The sequence below is a fragment of the Shewanella sp. 10N.286.51.B2 genome, from assembly GCF_041469265.1.
Lineage (GTDB): Bacteria > Pseudomonadota > Gammaproteobacteria > Enterobacterales > Shewanellaceae > Shewanella.
This window is the reverse complement of the sequence record NZ_JBFRKH010000031.1, coordinates 40,542-58,600: the sequence shown is the minus strand read 5'-3', so window position 1 is coordinate 58,600 and position 18,059 is coordinate 40,542. Positions and strand designations below refer to the sequence as shown.

The window sequence follows — 18,059 nt, the reverse complement described above, 5'->3', positions numbered from 1 at the left end:
CCCCCCCCCCTTGTATCGAGAAACATAGTCTTCAAACGTTCTAGTTAAACTTATGGCTAGATCTTCACCTAATATCTCGAGCGTATCCAAATTTACATTTCTCGGTCTACCTTTATAAAAGATGTTAACTGTATATTTCTCAGCCATAGTTATTCCTCTACAATAGATTGATTAGAACCTTTCTAAACCCAATTTCTTTTGCTACCCCGACTGCTGCGTCATAAGTTTTAAAGATAAGTTCTCTACCTCGTTGTGTTTCTAGAACACACGAAGTGTCTTTATTCTTATGTAAAATAAATATATACCGGTTTACACTCAGAGGTGCATTTGCGATAGCGCAAGATATGAATGCGCCCGCGTCAAAATGTATAGTTGCATCAAGCTGTTTCACTACTACGCCTCTTCGAAAATCAAGAATCAATTGAGTTAAATCAAAAAGCCACTTTCAACAAATAAAAAAAGCACTATTGATTACTATAGAAAGCAATTGACAATTGTCAACATAACAAAAATCAAAACGAAATAACGAGCACTAAAAAAAGATTAGCAAAAACAATACAATAAGTGGAGCGCAGTGCAAGTTGCATCCGGACTGACAAGAAACAACATTCCACAAAAGCTCCCAGCCGCCATACCGCTGGTTATTGAAAAGCCCATCTGAACCATCTCTGTGGCTAACGCCTTTGCCATATTCAAACCACCAACGGATGCATTGCGACTCCCCACCATGCCAATTGAAGGTCGTAGCAAGGCTTCGAGTTGGCCTTTAATAAATAACACTCCGGGAGGATCTGATATTTGTTGCAGTAATGCGGGATAGTCAGGGTCTGACAAAGTAACAATGTGATGTTGCGGGGATAGATTAAGCCACTCAATGGCCAAATCAACTTTATCAAAATCAATTTGGCATTGAGACAGCAGCTTTGCCGATAATGGCAAAGACTGCTTTTCAAACTCTAAACGTTGCCGTAATTCCTCAACATCCATTTGAGTTAATAATTGTTGAATCCGGGCGGGTCCTAGCCCGGATACTGCACAAACAACTAGCCAGTCGACCAGTTTATTATCGATTACTCGCCTTTTAACTCAGTCGTCTTAGGGGTGACTAACTTATCGTCAACTCGCACAGGACGTTCATTGGCAATAATAATCGCCATACTGGTCTTTTCGAAAACTTTAAACACCATTAACTTGCCATGGAAAATATCAGGCATGGTAATCGCATTATCGTCAGATATTTTGGCTTTTAAGTTGTCGTAAGCACTACGATCAATGGTTGATACCGGCATGCCGTCACTATTGATGACAATGGTTTCACCATTGCGATAAATACCAAACACATGACCGGTGTCGATACCATCAACAGCCCCTTTATCAAGATAAACGATATCTAGCTTGCCAACTTCACGAATATCTTTCTCAATGGCTAACACGTTAGCAGGCACAGACTCTGGCGCCGCTTTAGGAATAAAGTAAGCTGACATCAGCGCTTCATCTTCTACCGGTGCAACTTTAAAACCGGCTTTCGATTCGCGTAAGTTACTCAGTAATTGTACTTTTGAAATGTCGCCAGATTCAATCACTCGACCACTGGCAGTCAAAATAATTTCTTGCCCTAGTAACTCGCTATTTTCTTTATCAAAAAACTCTCTACCTTCTTGGTATACCGCCAGCTTTTCACCAACAGGTAAATTGGCATTAATATAAACCACATCTCCTACTGTATGATGACGAGATGGACTTTCACCAGCAAGGATCATTGGCAAGCCATCAAGCCATTCTGGGTCTACGATTCGGTTTTGCACCAAATAAGGCTGGATCAGTGATAAATCAATAGCAGGGATTGGACCACCTTTGTCGCTAATGCGCCCTTCAGGGCCTTTTTTGATATGCTGCTTTAATACTAACCGTGGTTGTCCATCGATAAACACTAAGGTGAGTCGATCGCCAGGATAAATTAAATGCGGGTTCGCAATCTGTGGATTTGCGCCCCATAATTTAGGCCAACGCCAAGGATCGTCTAAGAAAAAGGCTGATATATCCCACAGCGTATCGCCTTTTTTAACGATATATGAATCGGGGTGACCAGACTTTAATGTTAATTTATCAGCCAAAACCAAGGTTGAGGCTATGGTACTTAGTGTCAAAAACGCGAGTAAAAATATCCGTTTCATGGTTCATTCCATGTGTTTAGCTCTTTATTAGAGCTTTTGCTGTTATTGATAGTCAGTAAGGATTAAAATTAACCCATTAACCAAGCCAGTATAGCTAACTGGCTGAAATTTGACAGACTTGTTAAGAGTTTATATATGCCATTATTAAAAGTTTTACGTTTTCCAGATGAAAGATTACGCACAGTTGCTAAGCCTGTCACCGATTTTGGTGAGGTTTTGCAAACCCAAATAGATAACATGCTTGAAACAATGTACGAGGAAAAAGGCATTGGACTTGCGGCTACTCAGGTAGATTTCCATCAACAATTAATTGTGATGGACCTGCAGGATGAAGTTGAGCGTCCGACCATTTTCATTAATCCTGAGATTGTCAGCAAAAGCGGCGAGTTCACTAATGAAGAAGGCTGTCTTTCGGTTCCGGGCATTTACGCTAAAGTTGATCGTGCTGAATTTGTTACCTTAAAAGCCCAAGATCGTCACGGTAAAGAGTTTACGGTTGAAGCGGATGAGCTATTTGCCATCTGTCTACAGCACGAAATGGATCATTTAAAAGGCAAGTTGTTCGTCGATTACTTGTCAAAAATGAAACGTGACCGTATCAAGACTAAACTTGAGAAAGAAGCCCGTTTAGAAGCAAAAGAAGCATAGGACTCCATTTGAAACCGTTAAATATTATCTTTGCTGGCACGCCAGACTTTGCCGCTTTACATTTGCAGGCACTTATTAATTCCGACCACAATGTGATTGCGGTGTATTCGCAGCCAGATAGACCTGCGGGCCGTGGCAAAAAACTGCAAGCAAGCCCGGTAAAGCAGCTTGCTGTTGCCAACGATATCCCTGTATATCAGCCGCCATCATTACGCAAAGAGGATGCCCAAGCAGAGCTTGCTGCCTTAAACGCTGACATTATGGTCGTCGTTGCATACGGATTAATCCTGCCAAAGATAGTATTAGATACGCCAAAACTGGGTTGTATTAATGTACACGGTTCTATATTGCCTCGCTGGCGTGGCGCCGCGCCAATCCAGCGCGCGCTTTGGGCTGGTGACAGCGAAACTGGCGTCACGATTATGCAAATGGATATCGGTTTAGATACTGGTGACATGTTACTTAAAACGTCGCTTAAAATTGAAGACACCGACACTTCTGCAACCTTGTATAGCAAATTAGCCGAACAAGGACCGCCAGCGTTAATAGAAGCGCTTGAAGGTTTAAGCAAAGGCACCCTCGTTGCTGAACAACAAGATGAATCTTTAGCTAACTATGCTGAAAAGTTATCTAAAGAAGAAGCTCAAATAGATTGGACTAAGCCTGCGAAACAATTATGGCAAGAAATTCGCGCCTTTAACCCTTGGCCAGCTAGTCATTTTAGCCACCAAGGCAATACCATCAAGGTATGGCAAGCGAGTTACAATAATGCTGTTGATAGTAATGGCACTAATGCCACACCTGGTACCGTACTAGACAGCAATAAGCAAGGTGTCACCGTCGCTACAGGCGAAGGCTCTTTGCAGCTACAAGTCATGCAATTACCGGGTAAAAAGCAAATGCCTGTCGCAGATATTCTTAACTCACGCGCAGACTGGTTTGCCCCAGGGGTAAACTTTAACCCAGTCGCGAAAGAAGACAATGAGGCACAGCCATAATGAATGTTAGAGCGCTCGCAGCCAAAGCCATTTTCAATGTACTTGAGAAAGGCATTTCACTATCGGTGGCCTTGCCAGATCAACAACAACATCTCGAAAATGGTAAAGACAAAGCCCTATTAGCAGAACTTTGTTATGGCGTAATGCGTCAACTGCCACAACTGGATAAATGTGTCAGTGACTGCTTAAGCAAACCCTTTAAAGGTAAGCAGCGTATATTGCACCAATTATTATTGGTGGGTTGTTATCAGCTTTACTTCACTCGAATTCCTGCTCATGCGGCCATTTCAGAAACCGCTGAAGCCTGCCGCCAAATGAAATTTGATGGTTTAGTTAAAGTGGTTAATGGTGTTCTTCGTAATATTCAACGTAAAGAAGCACCACTAAATACTGACAACGACACCCTGAAATACAATACTCCTGCTTGGTTTATTAAACGCCTAAAATCGGCCTACCCAGATCAATGGCAACAAGTTATTGAGCAAAGCCATCAACGCCCACCAATGTGGCTGCGCAACAATCAGCTATCACAAACCCGTGAGCAATACTTAGCGCTACTTGCTGAACAAGAAGTAGAAGCCAGTGCCGGTGCGAGTGATGATGCGATTTTACTTGCTAGTCCAACAGATGTAATGCGATTACCCGGTTTTGCTGAAGGCTCAGCCTCAGTACAAGATGGGGCCGCGCAGTGGGCAGCAACGCTATTAGCACCAGAAACTAATGAACTGGTTCTTGATGCCTGTGCTGCACCCGGCGGAAAAACCTGCCATCTAATAGAAACTGCGCCAAACATTAGTCTAGTCGCGGTAGATTTTGATGAAAAACGCTTAGAGCGTGTGCAACAAAATCTGGACAGATTACAATTAAAAGCGCAAGTTATTCATGGTGATGCAGCCAATATTGATACTTGGTGGCAAGGTGAAAAGTTTGACAGGATCTTATTAGATGCCCCTTGCTCTGCAACCGGTGTCATTCGTCGCCACCCTGACATTAAGTGGCTACGTAAAAACAGTGATATTGATGAACTGGCTTTACTGCAACAACAAATCATTGATCATTGCTGGAAATGGCTGAAACCCGGCGGCACCATCCTTTATGCCACTTGCTCAATTTTGCCAGAAGAAAACAGCCAGCAAATAGAGCAATTTTTACAAAGAACAAGCGATGCGACATTAGTACCAATCGCCCAACAATCATCTGCTGATGATATTGGTTGGCAATTGCTACCAGGCCAAAACAATTGTGATGGCTTTTACTACGCACGTTTAGTTAAAGCGCTTTAAGCTCGTTTAGTAGGGATACCCGCACAGCAATGAAAATTATTATTTTGGGCGCAGGCCAAGTTGGCGGCACACTGGCTGAAAACCTCGTCGGTGAAAATAACGACATCACCTTAGTGGATAATAACCGCGCCAGAGTTAAATACTTACAAGATAAATTCGATTTGCAAACCGTCATCGGCCATGGTGCTCACCCGAGCACCTTAAAAAGGGCCGGCGCAGAAGATGCCGATATGCTAATTGCAGTCACCAATAGTGATGAATGCAATATGGCTGCATGCCATATTGCATACAGCTTATTTGGCACCCCAACCAAAATAGCCCGGATCCGCTCAGAAGCTTACCTTGAGCAGCGCGACAAATTGTTCATCAATACCGAAGTTAAAAACAGTGACACCAAATTACGTGGTGGCTTTGTTATTGATGAATTGATTGCCCCAGAGCAACTTGTTACCGCCTATATTGAACGTTTAGTGCAATACCCTGGCGCACTGCAAGTACTCGAGTTTGCTAAAGGCAAATTAAGCCTAGTGGCCATTAAGGCTTATTATGGTGGGCCATTAGTGGGTAACGCGCTGGCAACGCTGCGTGAACATATGCCGAATATTGATACCCGGGTCGCGGCTATTTTCCGTAAAGGCAAAGCGATTATGCCCCGCGGTACCACCATTATCGAAGCCGATGATGAAGTGTTTTTCGTTGCCGACACCCGCCATGTGCGAGCGGTGATGAGTGAAATGCAAAAGCTGGATAATTCTTACCGTAATATCATGATCGCCGGTGGCGGTAATATTGGTTATGGCCTTGCAAAAAGATTACAAAAAAAGCACTCAGTCAAACTCATTGAACACAGTTTAGAGCGCGCAGAAAGCCTGTCAGAAAGGTTAGAAAACTGCACAGTATTTAACGGTGATGCATCGGATCAAGAGTTACTGCAAGAAGAGCACATTGACCAAACAGATGTGTTTATAGCTGTCACCAATGATGACGAAGCTAACATTATGTCGGCGCTATTAGCTAAGCGAATGGGCGCCAAAAAAGTCATGGTGCTTATTCAACGTGAAGCCTATGTGGATATTGTCCAAGAAGCCAATATCGATATTGCAATTTCACCGCAGCAAACCACCATTTCAGCCTTACTGACCCATATCCGCCAAGGCGATATTTGTAATGTTTACTCATTACGTCGCGGCGCAGCTGAAGCTATCGAAGCCATTGCCCATGGCAGTTCTTCCACCTCAAAAGTGGTCGGCAAGCAAATCAGCGACATAAAATTACCCCCAGGAACGACCATTGGCGCTATCGTTAGAAATGATGAAGTGATTATGGGTCATGATAAAACCGTCATTGAAGAAGGAGATCATGTGATTCTATTTTTAGTAAATAAAAAGTTCATTGGCGATGTAGAAAAGCTGTTCCAACCGAGCGCGTTTTTCTTCTAGCGTCACCATTAATGGCACTATGCTGAATTTAAAACCGCTACTGTTTGTCATTGGCGCTTTTTTATCTATTCTCACTGGCTTCATGCTGGTGCCAATGGCTTTTGCGCTGTTTTATCATGAAGAAACTATCGGCGCATTTATGATGTCCGGTTTGTTTAGCGGCTTAGTCGCGATTTTATGTATTCAAGCTGGCCGCAGCAGCGACGTTAACCTTAATATCTGCGATATGTTTTTTCTCACCAGCATGACTTGGCTGGTAGTCAGTTTATTTGCCGCCTTACCTTTCACCCTTTACCACGGTATTAACTATACCGACGCCTTTTTCGAAACCATGTCCGGCATCACCACCACAGGCTCAACTGTGCTGTCAGGCTTAGACGACATGGACCACAGCATTTTAATTTGGCGATCCCTATTACAATGGCTTGGTGGGATCGGTTTTATTGTCATGGCGGTAGCCATTCTGCCTTTTCTCAATGTCGGTGGTATGCGCCTGTTTCGCACCGAGTCGTCAGACTGGAGCGACAAAACCACTCCACGGACCCAACACATGGCCAAATACCTTTTTGAGGTCTATGTTGTGCTTACCGTGTTATGTGCCTTGGCCTACCACTTGTCGGGGATGCATTGGTTTGAAGCCATTAATCATGCCATGACCACACTGTCTACTGGCGGCTATTCAACGTCTGATAGCTCAATGTCAGCTTTTACTCCAGCAGCCCATTGGGTCGCAATTGTGTTTATGGCTGCAGGAGGCTTGCCGCTGCTGATGTTTGTACAAAGCATTCAGCAAAAAACCTTAAAGATATGGAATGACGAACAAGTTAAAGGCTTTATAAAATTTATCATCTTGGTGTCGGTAACCCTTGGCTTTTGGCTTTGGTTCAAATCAGATATGGCACTGCTCGACGCCATGCGCCTATCTGGGTTTAACGTCATCTCAGTGGTTACAACGACTGGCTATGGCTTAACCGATTATCAGGCATGGGGCGCTTTTGCCAGTATCAGTTTTTTATTTCTGATGTTTGCTGGTAGCTGCTCCGGCTCGACCTCTGGTGGGATTAAAATATTTCGCTTTCAGATTTCACTTAAAGTCATGCTCCAGCAATTAACTCAACAAGTCCATCCTCAAGCTGTAGTCAGTAAGCGCTATAATCATCGCGTCATTGATAATGATATTATTCGCTCAATTATGGCCTTTATCATGCTGTTTTTGATTGTGATTATATTACTTGCGGTGACCTTGGTGCTCACAGGCTTAGATCCTGTAACCAGTATTTCAGGCGCCATTACTGCGGTAACTAATGTCGGCCCAGGTCTTGGGCCTGTTATTGGGCCTGCGGGTAATTTTGCCAGCTTACCGGATACCGCTAAATGGGCGCTGGCTTTTGGAATGTTATTGGGGCGATTAGAAATCATTACCGTGGCGGTACTGTTCGCCCCCAAATTTTGGAAGTACTAATTAGACGCACTAGCTTGAAGTACTAACGTAACAAGCTAACTCAAAGAGCTAGCTCGCGACCGCTGTAACCCCAAGGCTGACTACATGATCGGCATACACTTTCACATCTTCCCAATCAGTGTAATCAATCACGCTCTTAGGATCAGTCGGGCCGTCAGTCATTTTCATAATTAAGCGAATCGCCAAGCTGTCATACCAAGTCCACGATGGGTAATTCACTTTACCTGCAATGATTTTGACATCTTGTGGCTGCCAAGGTGAAAGCTCAATAAACTTTTGTAGGTATTTATTATTTTCTGGAATGCGTTTTTCAGGCTTACGTGCCACAACGTTGACACAGAAAAAGCTATTGGGCTTGCTGCTCAGCTGTTGTTGGTAACGATTAACAAATTCAAATACCGACTTATGATAAGAACCATATAAAACACAAGCTCCTAACGCAATAACATCATAGCTTGCCCAATCAATGTCAGCATGGTTATTATCAAGAATATTGACCACATCACACTGATGACCGTTATGGACAATCTGCTCTGCAATTGCACGACTAATTTGTGCAGTATGCCCACCTCTTGAATAATAAATAACTAAAGTTTTTGCCATTTCAACACCGATTGTTGCTTGAATAAGCAGCCATTGTTACAAAAAAGGCTATTATAATCGTGCTCTTTGATCACAAATTAGAAACGTCTCATATAATTAGATGATAAAATTGAGATCTAAGTTCGCCAGCAGTATGATGAATCTGAGTATTAAATCAGTAATAGGTAAATAAATGTCTAAAAATATTGATGTAGAGTCGATGCTAGGTAATGCCGAGATGGCAGCCAAATGGCTAAAAGCGATTGCTAATCCTTATCGATTGATGATTTTGTGTTTACTGCTGGAAAAAGAACGCAGTGTCACTGAATTAAATGAAACGGTGCCATTAAGCCAATCAGCATTATCTCAACACCTTGCAGTCATTCGAGCCCAAGATTTAGTCAATACTCGTAAAAGCTCACAGAACGTGTATTACACCCTAAAAAATGCTGAAGTGACTGAAGTTATCTCAATTTTGCATCGTTTATATTGCGCAGCTTAATAAGCCTTAACGACTATTAAGCTGAATAAAGTCATTGGCAAACTCATCGACTTTATTCCAATCGGTAAACTCATAAGTACCTGTGATATCTGTTGGCCCTTTGGTCATCCACATGATAAAGCGGATCATCACTCTATCCATGGTGCGATACTTCGGGTAATCTATCTTCCCTGCAAACACGCCTAATAAGTTAGGCTGCCATTGAGATAATTGCAGAAACTTTTGCATATACGGATTGGTTTCAGGGGTATTTTTAAGGGGCTTTCGAGCAACAACATTTACCGTAAAAAATGCGCTTTTCATTGAGGACAAGCTGCTCAGGTTTGCCTGTATGAACTCATAAAGCTCAGGTCGATGTTTGCCATAACGAATGCTGGCGCCTATGAGTACCTTGTCAAAGTCCGTGAGTGGTAACGACTTTGCTTCAACAAGAGAAACCAAAGTCACCTGTTCGCCAGCCTCTTCTAGCATCAACTTAAGCTTGTTACAAATAGACAAAGTTTGTCCATCGACTGTCGAATATATCATGATGCTTTTAAGCATATCTCTTCCTTTTAATCGACGATTTCCTCAACAGTAATAAGCGCTAAATACCCATTGAAAATAGCTAGCTCATTAGTTTTTCCAAAAAGTCGGCGTAAATAACACTAACAAGGTAAACACCTCTAAACGGCCAAATAGCATGGCCAGTACCAACACCCATTTAGCCCCATCAGTCACGCTGGCATAGTTACTGGACACCTCTCCTAAGCCTGGGCCTAGATTATTAATACTGGCAGCTGTTGCACTAAAGGCGGTAATGGCGTCCATTTCCATTGCCATTAATAGCACCATACAAATGACAAACACTAAGGCATACGCAGAGAAAAATCCCCATACCGCATCAATGACACGATCAGGCAAAGCAGACTTACCAATTCGAATCGAATACATGGCCTTAGGGTGTATTAAACGCTTCATTTCACGAGAGCCTTGTAGCAACAAGAGCACAAAGCGGATCACTTTCATGCCGCCCCCGGTAGAGCCAGCACAACCACCAATAAAACTAGAAAAGATTAATAATATAGGCAAAAACAATGGCCAAGAGTTAAAACTTTCGGTGCCAAAACCAGCCGTAGTGGATATCGACACCACCTGGAAAAAAGCATAATCTAAGGTCTGCTCTGGCGAATCATATATGCCAGCATTATATAAAGTCGCGAAACAAATAGCGGTTAATACCAATTGAATACCAATTAAGGCTTTAAATTCAGCATCACGAAAATAGACTTTAAAATTAATCCCCCGCCAACTGAACGCGGCGAAATGCAGGCTAAAGTTAACAGCCGCAATCAGTAAAAACACCGCACAAATAACATTGATCAGCGGGCTATTAAAATAGCCAATACTGGCATCATGAGTTGAGAAACCACCAATAGCAATGGTCGAGAATGAATGACAAATAGCATCAAAGGCGCTCATGCCAGCAAAATAAAATGCTGTCGCACAAGCCACAGTTAATAATAAGTAGATATACCAAAGCGCCTTGGCGGTCTCGGCAATTCGCGGTTTCATCTTACTGTCTTTTACCGGCCCGGGTATTTCAGCTTTATAGAGCTGCATACCACCAATACCTAACAGCGGCAAAATGGCTACCGCGAGCACAATGATCCCCATGCCACCCATCCACTGCAGCAGATGTCGATAAAACAATATCGCTTTGGGTAAATCATCGAGGCCGACAATCACGGTGGCCCCTGTGGTAGTCAACGCTGAAAAGGATTCAAAGAAGCTGTCTGTCCAACTTAAGTCGGGCTCGGTAGAAAAGATAAATGGTAGTGCCCCGATGGAGCCCAGTACCGTCCAAAACATCACCACAATCAAAAAGCCTTCGCGGGTGCGCAAATCGCCTTTTTGAGCCCGGTTTGGATACCAAAGTAAAAAACCTAAAAATAAACTGACGCAAAACGCCTGTATAAATGCAGTACCGCCGCCATCTTTATAAAAAATGGCGACTAATGCAGGTGGCAGCATAGTGATAGAAAATAATCCCATCAGCAGGCCAGTGATTCTAATAATTGTTTTATATTGCACTGTGTTTATATCGCATAGGTTTTATTTTGCACTAATTTGAGAGCATCGTTGTTAATGCCGCCCAAGACTCGGGCGCGCTAATAAGCCATAACACCTCAGCTAATCACATCTTTAAAGATCAGCGATTAACAATTGAGCTTATTATCGTTATGACTTTGTATTTTGGCATACTTTTTACACTCATCAAACGTTAAACTTTGCCTTAAGCTGACCTTGGGTTTGGGTGGCCAGCTCACGATTAAAGTCATCATGAAATGCTTTGGCAATTTCAAATTCAATTTCGATAACATCAGTAAAGACTTTATTGCTGATAACACCATCAAATTGATTAACCAAATATTCAATTTGATTAAGTTGCGGGTAACTGCAACTCAGCTTAGTACTATAGCGAATATATTTCGTTTTAGTTTCAAGTTCGGTTAAACCAGACTTGATCCCCGATGAGTAAGCCCGCACTAAGCCACCCACGCCTAACTTAGTGCCGCCAAAGTAGCGCACTACAATAGCGCCAATCTCACCAATATTTGAACCTTGTAACGTTGCTAACATCGGCCGACCAGCACTGCCTGCAGGCTCGCCATCGTCGCTGCTGCCAATGGCAATACTATTTTGCGGATCGGACGCCACAAAAGCATAGCAATAATGGTTAGCGCCCGGGTATTCCAGCCTCATATTAGTAAGCGCACACTTCAACTCTAATTCACTACTACAGTGAAACAGCACAGTGATAAATCGACTGTGCTTGATATCTTCTTCGATGGTGAGTGTTTGATTGGGTATTTGGTATTGTTCAGTCAATGAGACCTAGCTCTCGGGTCATGTTTTCGTTTCTATCTTGGTGCACAATAACATTATCTTCAATTCGAATGCCGCCAAAAGGTCTTAATTCGTCGACTTTATCCCAATTTATTTGCGATTGTCGCCGATCGGCTTTTAGTCCTGCCAGTAATGAGTCGATAATATATATCCCCGGTTCAATAGTAAAAACTTGGTTAGCGGCGATTTCACGGGTGCAACGTAAAAATGGATGCCCAGCTGGTGTCGGAATATGGGTGCCTGCTTCATCACCTAAAAAGCCGCCCATATCGTGTACTTGTAACCCCAGCATGTGGCCTAAACCATGGGGGCAGAAAACACTGGTAATCCCCTGCTCGACCAAGCCTTGAGCATCACCTGTTGCCAAATTAAAGTCCAACATCAAATTAGCCAGTTTTGCATGAAAACGTAAGTGTAAATCAGGGTATTTAACCCCAGGCTTCATCATATCGACTAGTGACAACTGCAACTTGTTCATCTCCACAATCAACTCGTAGAAACTATTTTTCTCAAAAGAGTAAGTACGGGTAATGTCAGATGCATAACCATTATAGTTAGCGCCCGCATCGATTAAGAATGATAACCGTGGTGACGGGATTTGATGCTCTAATACGGTGTAATGCAATATCGCCGCATTTTGGTTAAGGGCAACAATATTGCCATAGGGTACTTCGTTTTCAGTTTGGCCAATGGCGGATAAATACTGCTGCTGAATTTCAAACTCGCTGCCACCATTATAAAAAGCATTCTTAGCCGCTAAGTGGCCTTTTATTGCAGTTTGGTTAGCGCGGCGCAAACATTCCAGTTCGTACTGGGTTTTATCGGCGCGGTGATAATGCAGGTAATTCATTACCGCATCAGGATTACAGCAACTGATGCCGAGCACTTCAGCCACATCAATATGCTCACCAATATATGCCCAGTGCGATAAATCAGCCGGTAATAATTGCGCCACTTGGTCTGCTTTAGTCAGCAATTTAATCTCAAAATGTTCAGCCCAAAAATCATTGGGCTCATCACTGACTTTATGCCAAAAATCCACCGGGCGATAAAATATCAGCTGCGGTTTATCAACTCCGTTAGCGACAACCCAACAATTGGGGTTATCAAGCACAGGTAACCAGGCTTTAAACTGTGGATTAACTTTAAATGGGTAACTTAAATCATCAAGAAACTGGCGATGAGCCTGGCCTGAATGAATAACTAACCCATCAAGCTGTTCACTTTGTGTTATTTCGGCAACACGGCGATTTAGTTCTGCAATGTGTGCATGATAAAAATGAGCAAGCTGATCCATTATTTCAGTCCCTGTAATGATTTTTTGTTATGAAAGAACTTGTGAAGTGTATCACAAAGGGCAAAATTGACTCTAGCTGCCAATTATTTAAACGGACGTTTAAATTGGGTGTTGTATTTTATTTCATTTCGTCGCACACTGTTTGGCAACTGGTCAAATGATGGCCGTCGCTGCTGTGAAAACAAAGCTAGATAACAACACAGTGATTGTGATGTTGAAGTCGCTTTTAGCAAAAAGGAAGCAAGCAATGATCTACCAAAGTCCTACGATTCAAGTTGAGTTATTAGAGGATAATATTGCCAAGCTGTGCTTTAACGCACCAGGTTCGGTAAATAAATTCGATAAAGAAACTCTTTCTTCATTAGATGCTGCATTAGAAAGCATCAAGCAAAACACCAACATACAAGGCCTACTGGTTACCTCTGGTAAAAGTACCTTTATCGTTGGCGCTGATATCACAGAATTTTTAGGTTTATTTGAGCAAGATGATGCCACCTTATTATCTTGGGTCGAACAAGCCAGCGCAGTATTTGATAAACTTGAAGACTTACCATTCCCAACAGCTTCTGCTGTAAATGGTTTTGCATTAGGTGGCGGTTGTGAAGCTATCCTTGCGACTGACTTACGCATCGCTGACACCAACGCCCGTATAGGCTTGCCAGAAACCAAGCTTGGTTTAATCCCAGGTTTTGGTGGTACTGTGCGCTTACCTCGTTTGATTGGTGCTGACAACGCACTAGAATGGATCACCACAGGTAAAGATCAACGCCCAGAGGCTGCTTTAAAAGTTGGCGCTATTGATGCGGTTGTTGCACCTGAAAATTTAGAAGCTGCTGCTCTACAAATGCTAAAAGATGCCATCAACGAAAAGTTAGATTGGCAGTCTCGCCGCGCACGTAAACTTAAACCACTTACATTGCCAAAGCTTGAAGCCATGATGTCGTTTGCAACGGCTAAAGGCATGGTCTTTAAAGTTGCAGGTAAACATTACCCTGCACCTATGATGGCAGTTAACGTTATTGAACAAGCTGCAACACTTGATCGCGCAGAAGCGCTAAAAGTAGAAAATAAAGCTTTCATCAAATTAGCGAAAACTGAAGTTGCCACGGCATTAATTGGCATTTTCTTAAACGACCAGTTCGTTAAAGGTAAAGCTAAGAAAGCCGGTAAACTGGCTAAGAAAGTAAACAGCGCTGCAGTATTAGGCGCTGGCATCATGGGTGGCGGTATCGCTTACCAAAGTGCAAGTAAAGGTACACCGATTGTCATGAAAGACATCGCCCAACCTGCATTAGATTTAGGTTTAGGCGAAGCGGCTAAATTACTGACAGCGCAAGTTAAGCGTGGCCGTTCTACCCCAGCTAAAATGGCAGCAGTTTTAAACAACATCACTCCAGCGTTAGATTATGCCCCCATTAAAGATGCTGACGTTATCGTTGAAGCTGTAGTTGAGCATCCTAAAGTTAAAGCGTCTGTATTAGCTGAAGTTGAAGGTTATGTTGCAGATGATGCCATCATTGCATCAAACACCTCTACTATCTCAATCAACTTATTAGCGAAGAGCATGAAGAAGCCAGAGCGCTTCTGCGGCATGCACTTCTTTAACCCAGTACATAAAATGCCATTAGTTGAAGTCATTCGTGGCGAAAACAGCTCAGAAGAAACGATTGCTTCTGTTGTGGCATACGCCAGCAAAATGGGTAAAACTCCTATCGTTGTTAACGATTGCCCAGGTTTCTTTGTTAACCGCGTATTGTTCCCTTACTTTGCCGGCTTCAGTGGTTTACTGGCTGACGGTGCTGATTTTGCCAAAATCGATAAAGTAATGGAAAAGCAATTCGGTTGGCCAATGGGCCCAGCATACTTACTTGACGTTGTTGGTCTAGATACAGGTCATCATGCACAAGCAGTTATGGCTGAAGGTTTCCCTGACCGCATGGGTAAAAATGGCAAAGATGCTATCGACATCATGTTTGAAAGTGAGCGCTTTGGTCAGAAGAATACTAAAGGGTTCTACTCTTACTCTGTTGACCGTCGCGGTAAGCCAAAGAAAGATTTAGATCCAACAAGCTATGAATTGTTAGGTAAAGAATTTGGTGAGCTAAAAGAATTCGAAGCAGATGAAGTTATCGCTCGTTGTATGATCCCAATGATTATCGAAACGGTTCGTTGTTTAGAAGAAGGTATTATTGCTTCTCCTGCTGAAGGCGATATGGGTCTGGTTTACGGTATTGGTTTTCCACCATTTAGAGGCGGTGTATTCCGTTACCTAGATACCATGGGTGTTGCTAACTTTGTTGCACTTGCTGACAAGTTTGCTCACTTAGGTGGTTTATATCAAGTGACTGATGCAATGCGTGAGCTTGCAGCCAATAACGGTACTTACTACCCAGCCTAATTAGCAGTAAAGGAATAACATCATGAAAAACGCTGTAATCGTCGACTGCATTCGTACTCCGATGGGCCGCTCTAAGGCTGGAGTATTTAGAAATGTACGTGCAGAAACTTTATCTGCAGAGCTAATGAAATCATTATTAGCACGTAATCCAAAACTTAATCCAACAGATATCGAAGATGTTATCTGGGGTTGTGTGCAACAAACTCTTGAGCAAGGTTTCAACATTGCTCGTAACGCGGCGCTTTTAGCTGGCATTCCAAAATCAGCTGGCGCCGTAACGGTTAACCGCTTATGTGGTTCATCAATGGATGCCTTGCATCAAGCAGCCCGCGCAATTATGACTGGCCAAGGCGATACCTTTATCGTTGGTGGTGTTGAGCACATGGGTCATGTACCAATGAACCATGGTGTAGACTTCCACCCAGGTCTTGCTGCTAACGTGGCAAAAGCATCTGGCATGATGGGCTTAACCGCTGAAATGCTAGGCAAAATGCACGGTATTACTCGTGAACAACAAGACGCTTTTGCTGTACGTTCTCATCAACGCGCTCATGCTGCTACTGTTGAAGGTCGTTTTGATAATGAAATCGTTCCTATCGAAGGACACGATGCAAACGGCGCGTTAATTAAAGTGACTCACGATGAAGTTATTCGTCCAGAGACGTCATTAGAGTCTTTATCAGGTCTACGCCCAGCGTTTGACCCAGCTAACGGCACAGTAACAGCGGGTACCTCTTCTGCACTTTCTGACGGCGCTTCAGCTATGTTAGTGATGGAAGAAGAAAAGGCTCGCGAATTAGGTTTACCGATTCGTGCTCGTATCCGCTCTATGGCGGTTGCTGGTTGTGATGCAGCAATTATGGGTTACGGCCCAGTTCCTGCAACTAACAAAGCCTTAGCTCGCGCTGGATTAAACATAGATGATATGGACGTGATTGAATTGAATGAAGCATTCGCTGCGCAATCATTACCATGTGTTAAAGATCTTGGTTTAACTGATGTTGTTGACGAAAAAGTTAACTTAAATGGTGGCGCGATTGCATTAGGTCATCCATTAGGTTGTTCAGGTACGCGTATCTCAACAACACTGATTAACTTGATGGAAGCAAAAGATGCTAAATATGGTTTAGCCACTATGTGTATTGGTTTAGGCCAAGGCATTGCAACTATCTTTGAGCGCGTTGATAGCTAAATCTAATTTACTATTACAGCTACATTAGTAGCATCAAAATTAAAAACCGAGCTATCTAGCTCGGTTTTTTTATCCCTGCTTTTAAAGCAATGTTTCACGTGGAACATCATATTTCGGTGAGCATAACATCACGCTTTACTAATAAAGCTAGCATCAGTGTTGCATCAAACTTTAACCAGAGTAAAATTAGCGCAATTGTTGAGTAAGAAGAATTGATATGACTAAAGATTTTACTGCCGCAGACCACCACTTAGATGCGCTTGGTTTACGTTGCCCAGAACCTGTAATGATGATCCGTAAAACTGTGCGTAAAATGGCAGAAGGTGAAAGCCTATTAATTACTGCTGATGATCCAGCAACCACCCGTGATATTCCAAGCTTTTGTGAGTTTATGGATCATACTCTTCTAGCAAGTGATACTAACCAAACACCATACAAATACCTGATTAAAAAAGGCCTCTAATCATGATTTCGTTACACGCTATTGCTTACAAAACTGCTAAAAAAGGGCCGATGAAGCCAGTATTTTGTGCCAAGGTAAGTTTATTAAAAGGCGTTGAAAACGATATTTTTGGAAAACCCGGAAAACGGCAAGTGACCGTCATGTCGCAGCAACAGTGGCAATTAGCCTGTAATGAAATTAATGCCGATTTAGACTGGTTAACCCGAAGAGCCAATATATTAATTGATGGCTATAAGTTTAGCGCCGCAGATGTTGGTAAAGTCATTAAACTTGGTAATGATGTTAGCTTACTGATTACCGGTGAAACCGACCCATGTAAAAAAATGGAGCAGTCACAGCAAGGTCTTGAAAAAGCCCTCACCCCAGATTGGCGTGGTGGCGTAACCTGTAAAGTGATAACTGAAGGCCTGATCCAAATTGATGATCAGGTTTCAATAATAACCATATAAGTGTGCCTATTCAGTTTTATCTTTAATGACAGTTGCACTGAGCAAAATGAATAACTATTCAGTGCTTTATTACACTAAACAAACTTGCAAAATTAGATACATACTCACGTATTTTTATACGACTTAATTAAAACTCAGTTCAAAGCCCCCCACAATTTAACCAACATACAGCAATTTATCAGATTGAAATAGCTAAACACCCAGCTTCATATCGCTGAGCTGCAAATAATTATTCTACAGCCTAGCAGTCACCCGATAGCTGTCATTATTTGAAACAGAATAT

At 42.7% G+C, this 18,059-nt stretch carries 17 protein-coding genes; 10 read left to right on the top strand and 7 right to left on the bottom strand.

Annotated elements, in window-relative coordinates; genetic code table 11:
* Positions 1-543: 543 nt before the first annotated feature.
* The gene (locus tag AB4140_RS08860; protein ID WP_372000618.1) at positions 544-987 is read right to left on the bottom strand and encodes a DNA-processing protein DprA; all 444 of its coding nucleotides are present in this window, start codon (positions 985-987) and stop codon (positions 544-546) included.
* A gap of 83 nt (positions 988-1,070) precedes the next feature.
* Positions 1,071-2,174 (bottom strand): LysM peptidoglycan-binding domain-containing protein, encoded by a 1,104-nt coding sequence (locus AB4140_RS08855; RefSeq protein ID WP_198589321.1) that lies wholly within the window; start codon positions 2,172-2,174, stop codon positions 1,071-1,073.
* A 135-nt stretch (positions 2,175-2,309) separates the two neighbouring features.
* On the opposite strand from AB4140_RS08855, the gene def reads away from it, so the two are divergent.
* From def to AB4140_RS08830, 5 genes are read left to right on the top strand one after another with little or no spacing between them, the layout of a single operon-like run.
* The gene (def, locus tag AB4140_RS08850) at positions 2,310-2,822 is read left to right on the top strand and encodes a peptide deformylase (RefSeq protein ID WP_206747599.1); all 513 of its coding nucleotides are present in this window, start codon (positions 2,310-2,312) and stop codon (positions 2,820-2,822) included.
* A gap of 8 nt (positions 2,823-2,830) precedes the next feature.
* Positions 2,831-3,820 (top strand): methionyl-tRNA formyltransferase, encoded by a 990-nt coding sequence (fmt, locus tag AB4140_RS08845; RefSeq protein WP_102475875.1) that lies wholly within the window; start codon positions 2,831-2,833, stop codon positions 3,818-3,820.
* Entirely contained in the window at positions 3,820-5,103 is a 1,284-nt protein-coding gene (rsmB, locus tag AB4140_RS08840) for a 16S rRNA (cytosine(967)-C(5))-methyltransferase RsmB (protein WP_303413294.1), read from the top strand. Before fmt ends, rsmB begins: the two co-directional genes overlap by 1 nt.
* A gap of 29 nt (positions 5,104-5,132) precedes the next feature.
* A complete protein-coding gene (trkA, locus tag AB4140_RS08835; protein ID WP_076541730.1) occupies positions 5,133-6,542 on the top strand; it encodes a Trk system potassium transporter TrkA in 1,410 nt (469 codons plus the stop codon).
* 19 nt (positions 6,543-6,561) lie between these two features.
* Positions 6,562-8,004 carry a TrkH family potassium uptake protein gene (locus AB4140_RS08830; protein ID WP_372000615.1) on the top strand — a complete coding sequence of 481 codons (1,443 nt, stop codon included), beginning with the start codon at positions 6,562-6,564 and terminating at the stop codon, positions 8,002-8,004.
* Positions 8,005-8,052: 48 nt separating this feature from the next.
* Here the strand turns inward: AB4140_RS08830 and hemG (AB4140_RS08825) are convergent, their stop codons facing one another.
* A complete protein-coding gene (hemG, locus tag AB4140_RS08825) occupies positions 8,053-8,607 on the bottom strand; it encodes a menaquinone-dependent protoporphyrinogen IX dehydrogenase (RefSeq protein ID WP_102436444.1) in 555 nt (184 codons plus the stop codon).
* 172 nt (positions 8,608-8,779) lie between these two features.
* Here hemG (AB4140_RS08825) and AB4140_RS08820 point away from each other — a divergent pair, with 172 nt between their 5' ends.
* Positions 8,780-9,088, top strand: a complete 309-nt coding sequence (locus AB4140_RS08820) for a metalloregulator ArsR/SmtB family transcription factor (RefSeq protein WP_076541734.1) — start codon at positions 8,780-8,782, stop codon at positions 9,086-9,088.
* Positions 9,089-9,094: 6 nt separating this feature from the next.
* Here the strand turns inward: AB4140_RS08820 and hemG (AB4140_RS08815) are convergent, their stop codons facing one another.
* The 4 genes from hemG (AB4140_RS08815) to pepQ form a co-directional block, all read right to left on the bottom strand.
* Positions 9,095-9,631, bottom strand: coding sequence for a menaquinone-dependent protoporphyrinogen IX dehydrogenase (gene hemG, locus AB4140_RS08815; protein WP_102530710.1), 537 nt, complete (start codon positions 9,629-9,631; stop codon positions 9,095-9,097).
* 72 nt (positions 9,632-9,703) lie between these two features.
* Complete coding sequence (locus AB4140_RS08810) at positions 9,704-11,161, bottom strand: TrkH family potassium uptake protein (protein ID WP_372000612.1); 1,458 nt, start codon at positions 11,159-11,161, stop codon at positions 9,704-9,706.
* Between the two features lie 183 nt (positions 11,162-11,344).
* Positions 11,345-11,959 (bottom strand): YigZ family protein, encoded by a 615-nt coding sequence (locus AB4140_RS08805; protein ID WP_102436438.1) that lies wholly within the window; start codon positions 11,957-11,959, stop codon positions 11,345-11,347.
* Positions 11,952-13,274, bottom strand: a complete 1,323-nt coding sequence (gene pepQ / locus AB4140_RS08800) for a Xaa-Pro dipeptidase (protein ID WP_102436436.1) — start codon at positions 13,272-13,274, stop codon at positions 11,952-11,954. Before pepQ ends, AB4140_RS08805 begins: the two co-directional genes overlap by 8 nt.
* A gap of 247 nt (positions 13,275-13,521) precedes the next feature.
* On the opposite strand from pepQ, the gene fadB reads away from it, so the two are divergent.
* From fadB to AB4140_RS08780, 4 genes are all read left to right on the top strand, one after another.
* Complete coding sequence (gene fadB, locus AB4140_RS08795) at positions 13,522-15,672, top strand: fatty acid oxidation complex subunit alpha FadB (RefSeq protein ID WP_372000609.1); 2,151 nt, start codon at positions 13,522-13,524, stop codon at positions 15,670-15,672.
* A gap of 22 nt (positions 15,673-15,694) precedes the next feature.
* Positions 15,695-16,864, top strand: coding sequence for an acetyl-CoA C-acyltransferase FadA (gene fadA / locus AB4140_RS08790; protein ID WP_102475870.1), 1,170 nt, complete (start codon positions 15,695-15,697; stop codon positions 16,862-16,864).
* Positions 16,865-17,081: 217 nt separating this feature from the next.
* A complete protein-coding gene (tusA, locus tag AB4140_RS08785) occupies positions 17,082-17,327 on the top strand; it encodes a sulfurtransferase TusA (protein WP_102436430.1) in 246 nt (81 codons plus the stop codon).
* Between the two features lie 2 nt (positions 17,328-17,329).
* Positions 17,330-17,776: an MOSC domain-containing protein gene (locus AB4140_RS08780; RefSeq protein ID WP_102436428.1), complete on the top strand. Its 447-nt coding sequence runs from the start codon at positions 17,330-17,332 to the stop codon at positions 17,774-17,776.
* Positions 17,777-18,059 lie beyond the last annotated feature (283 nt).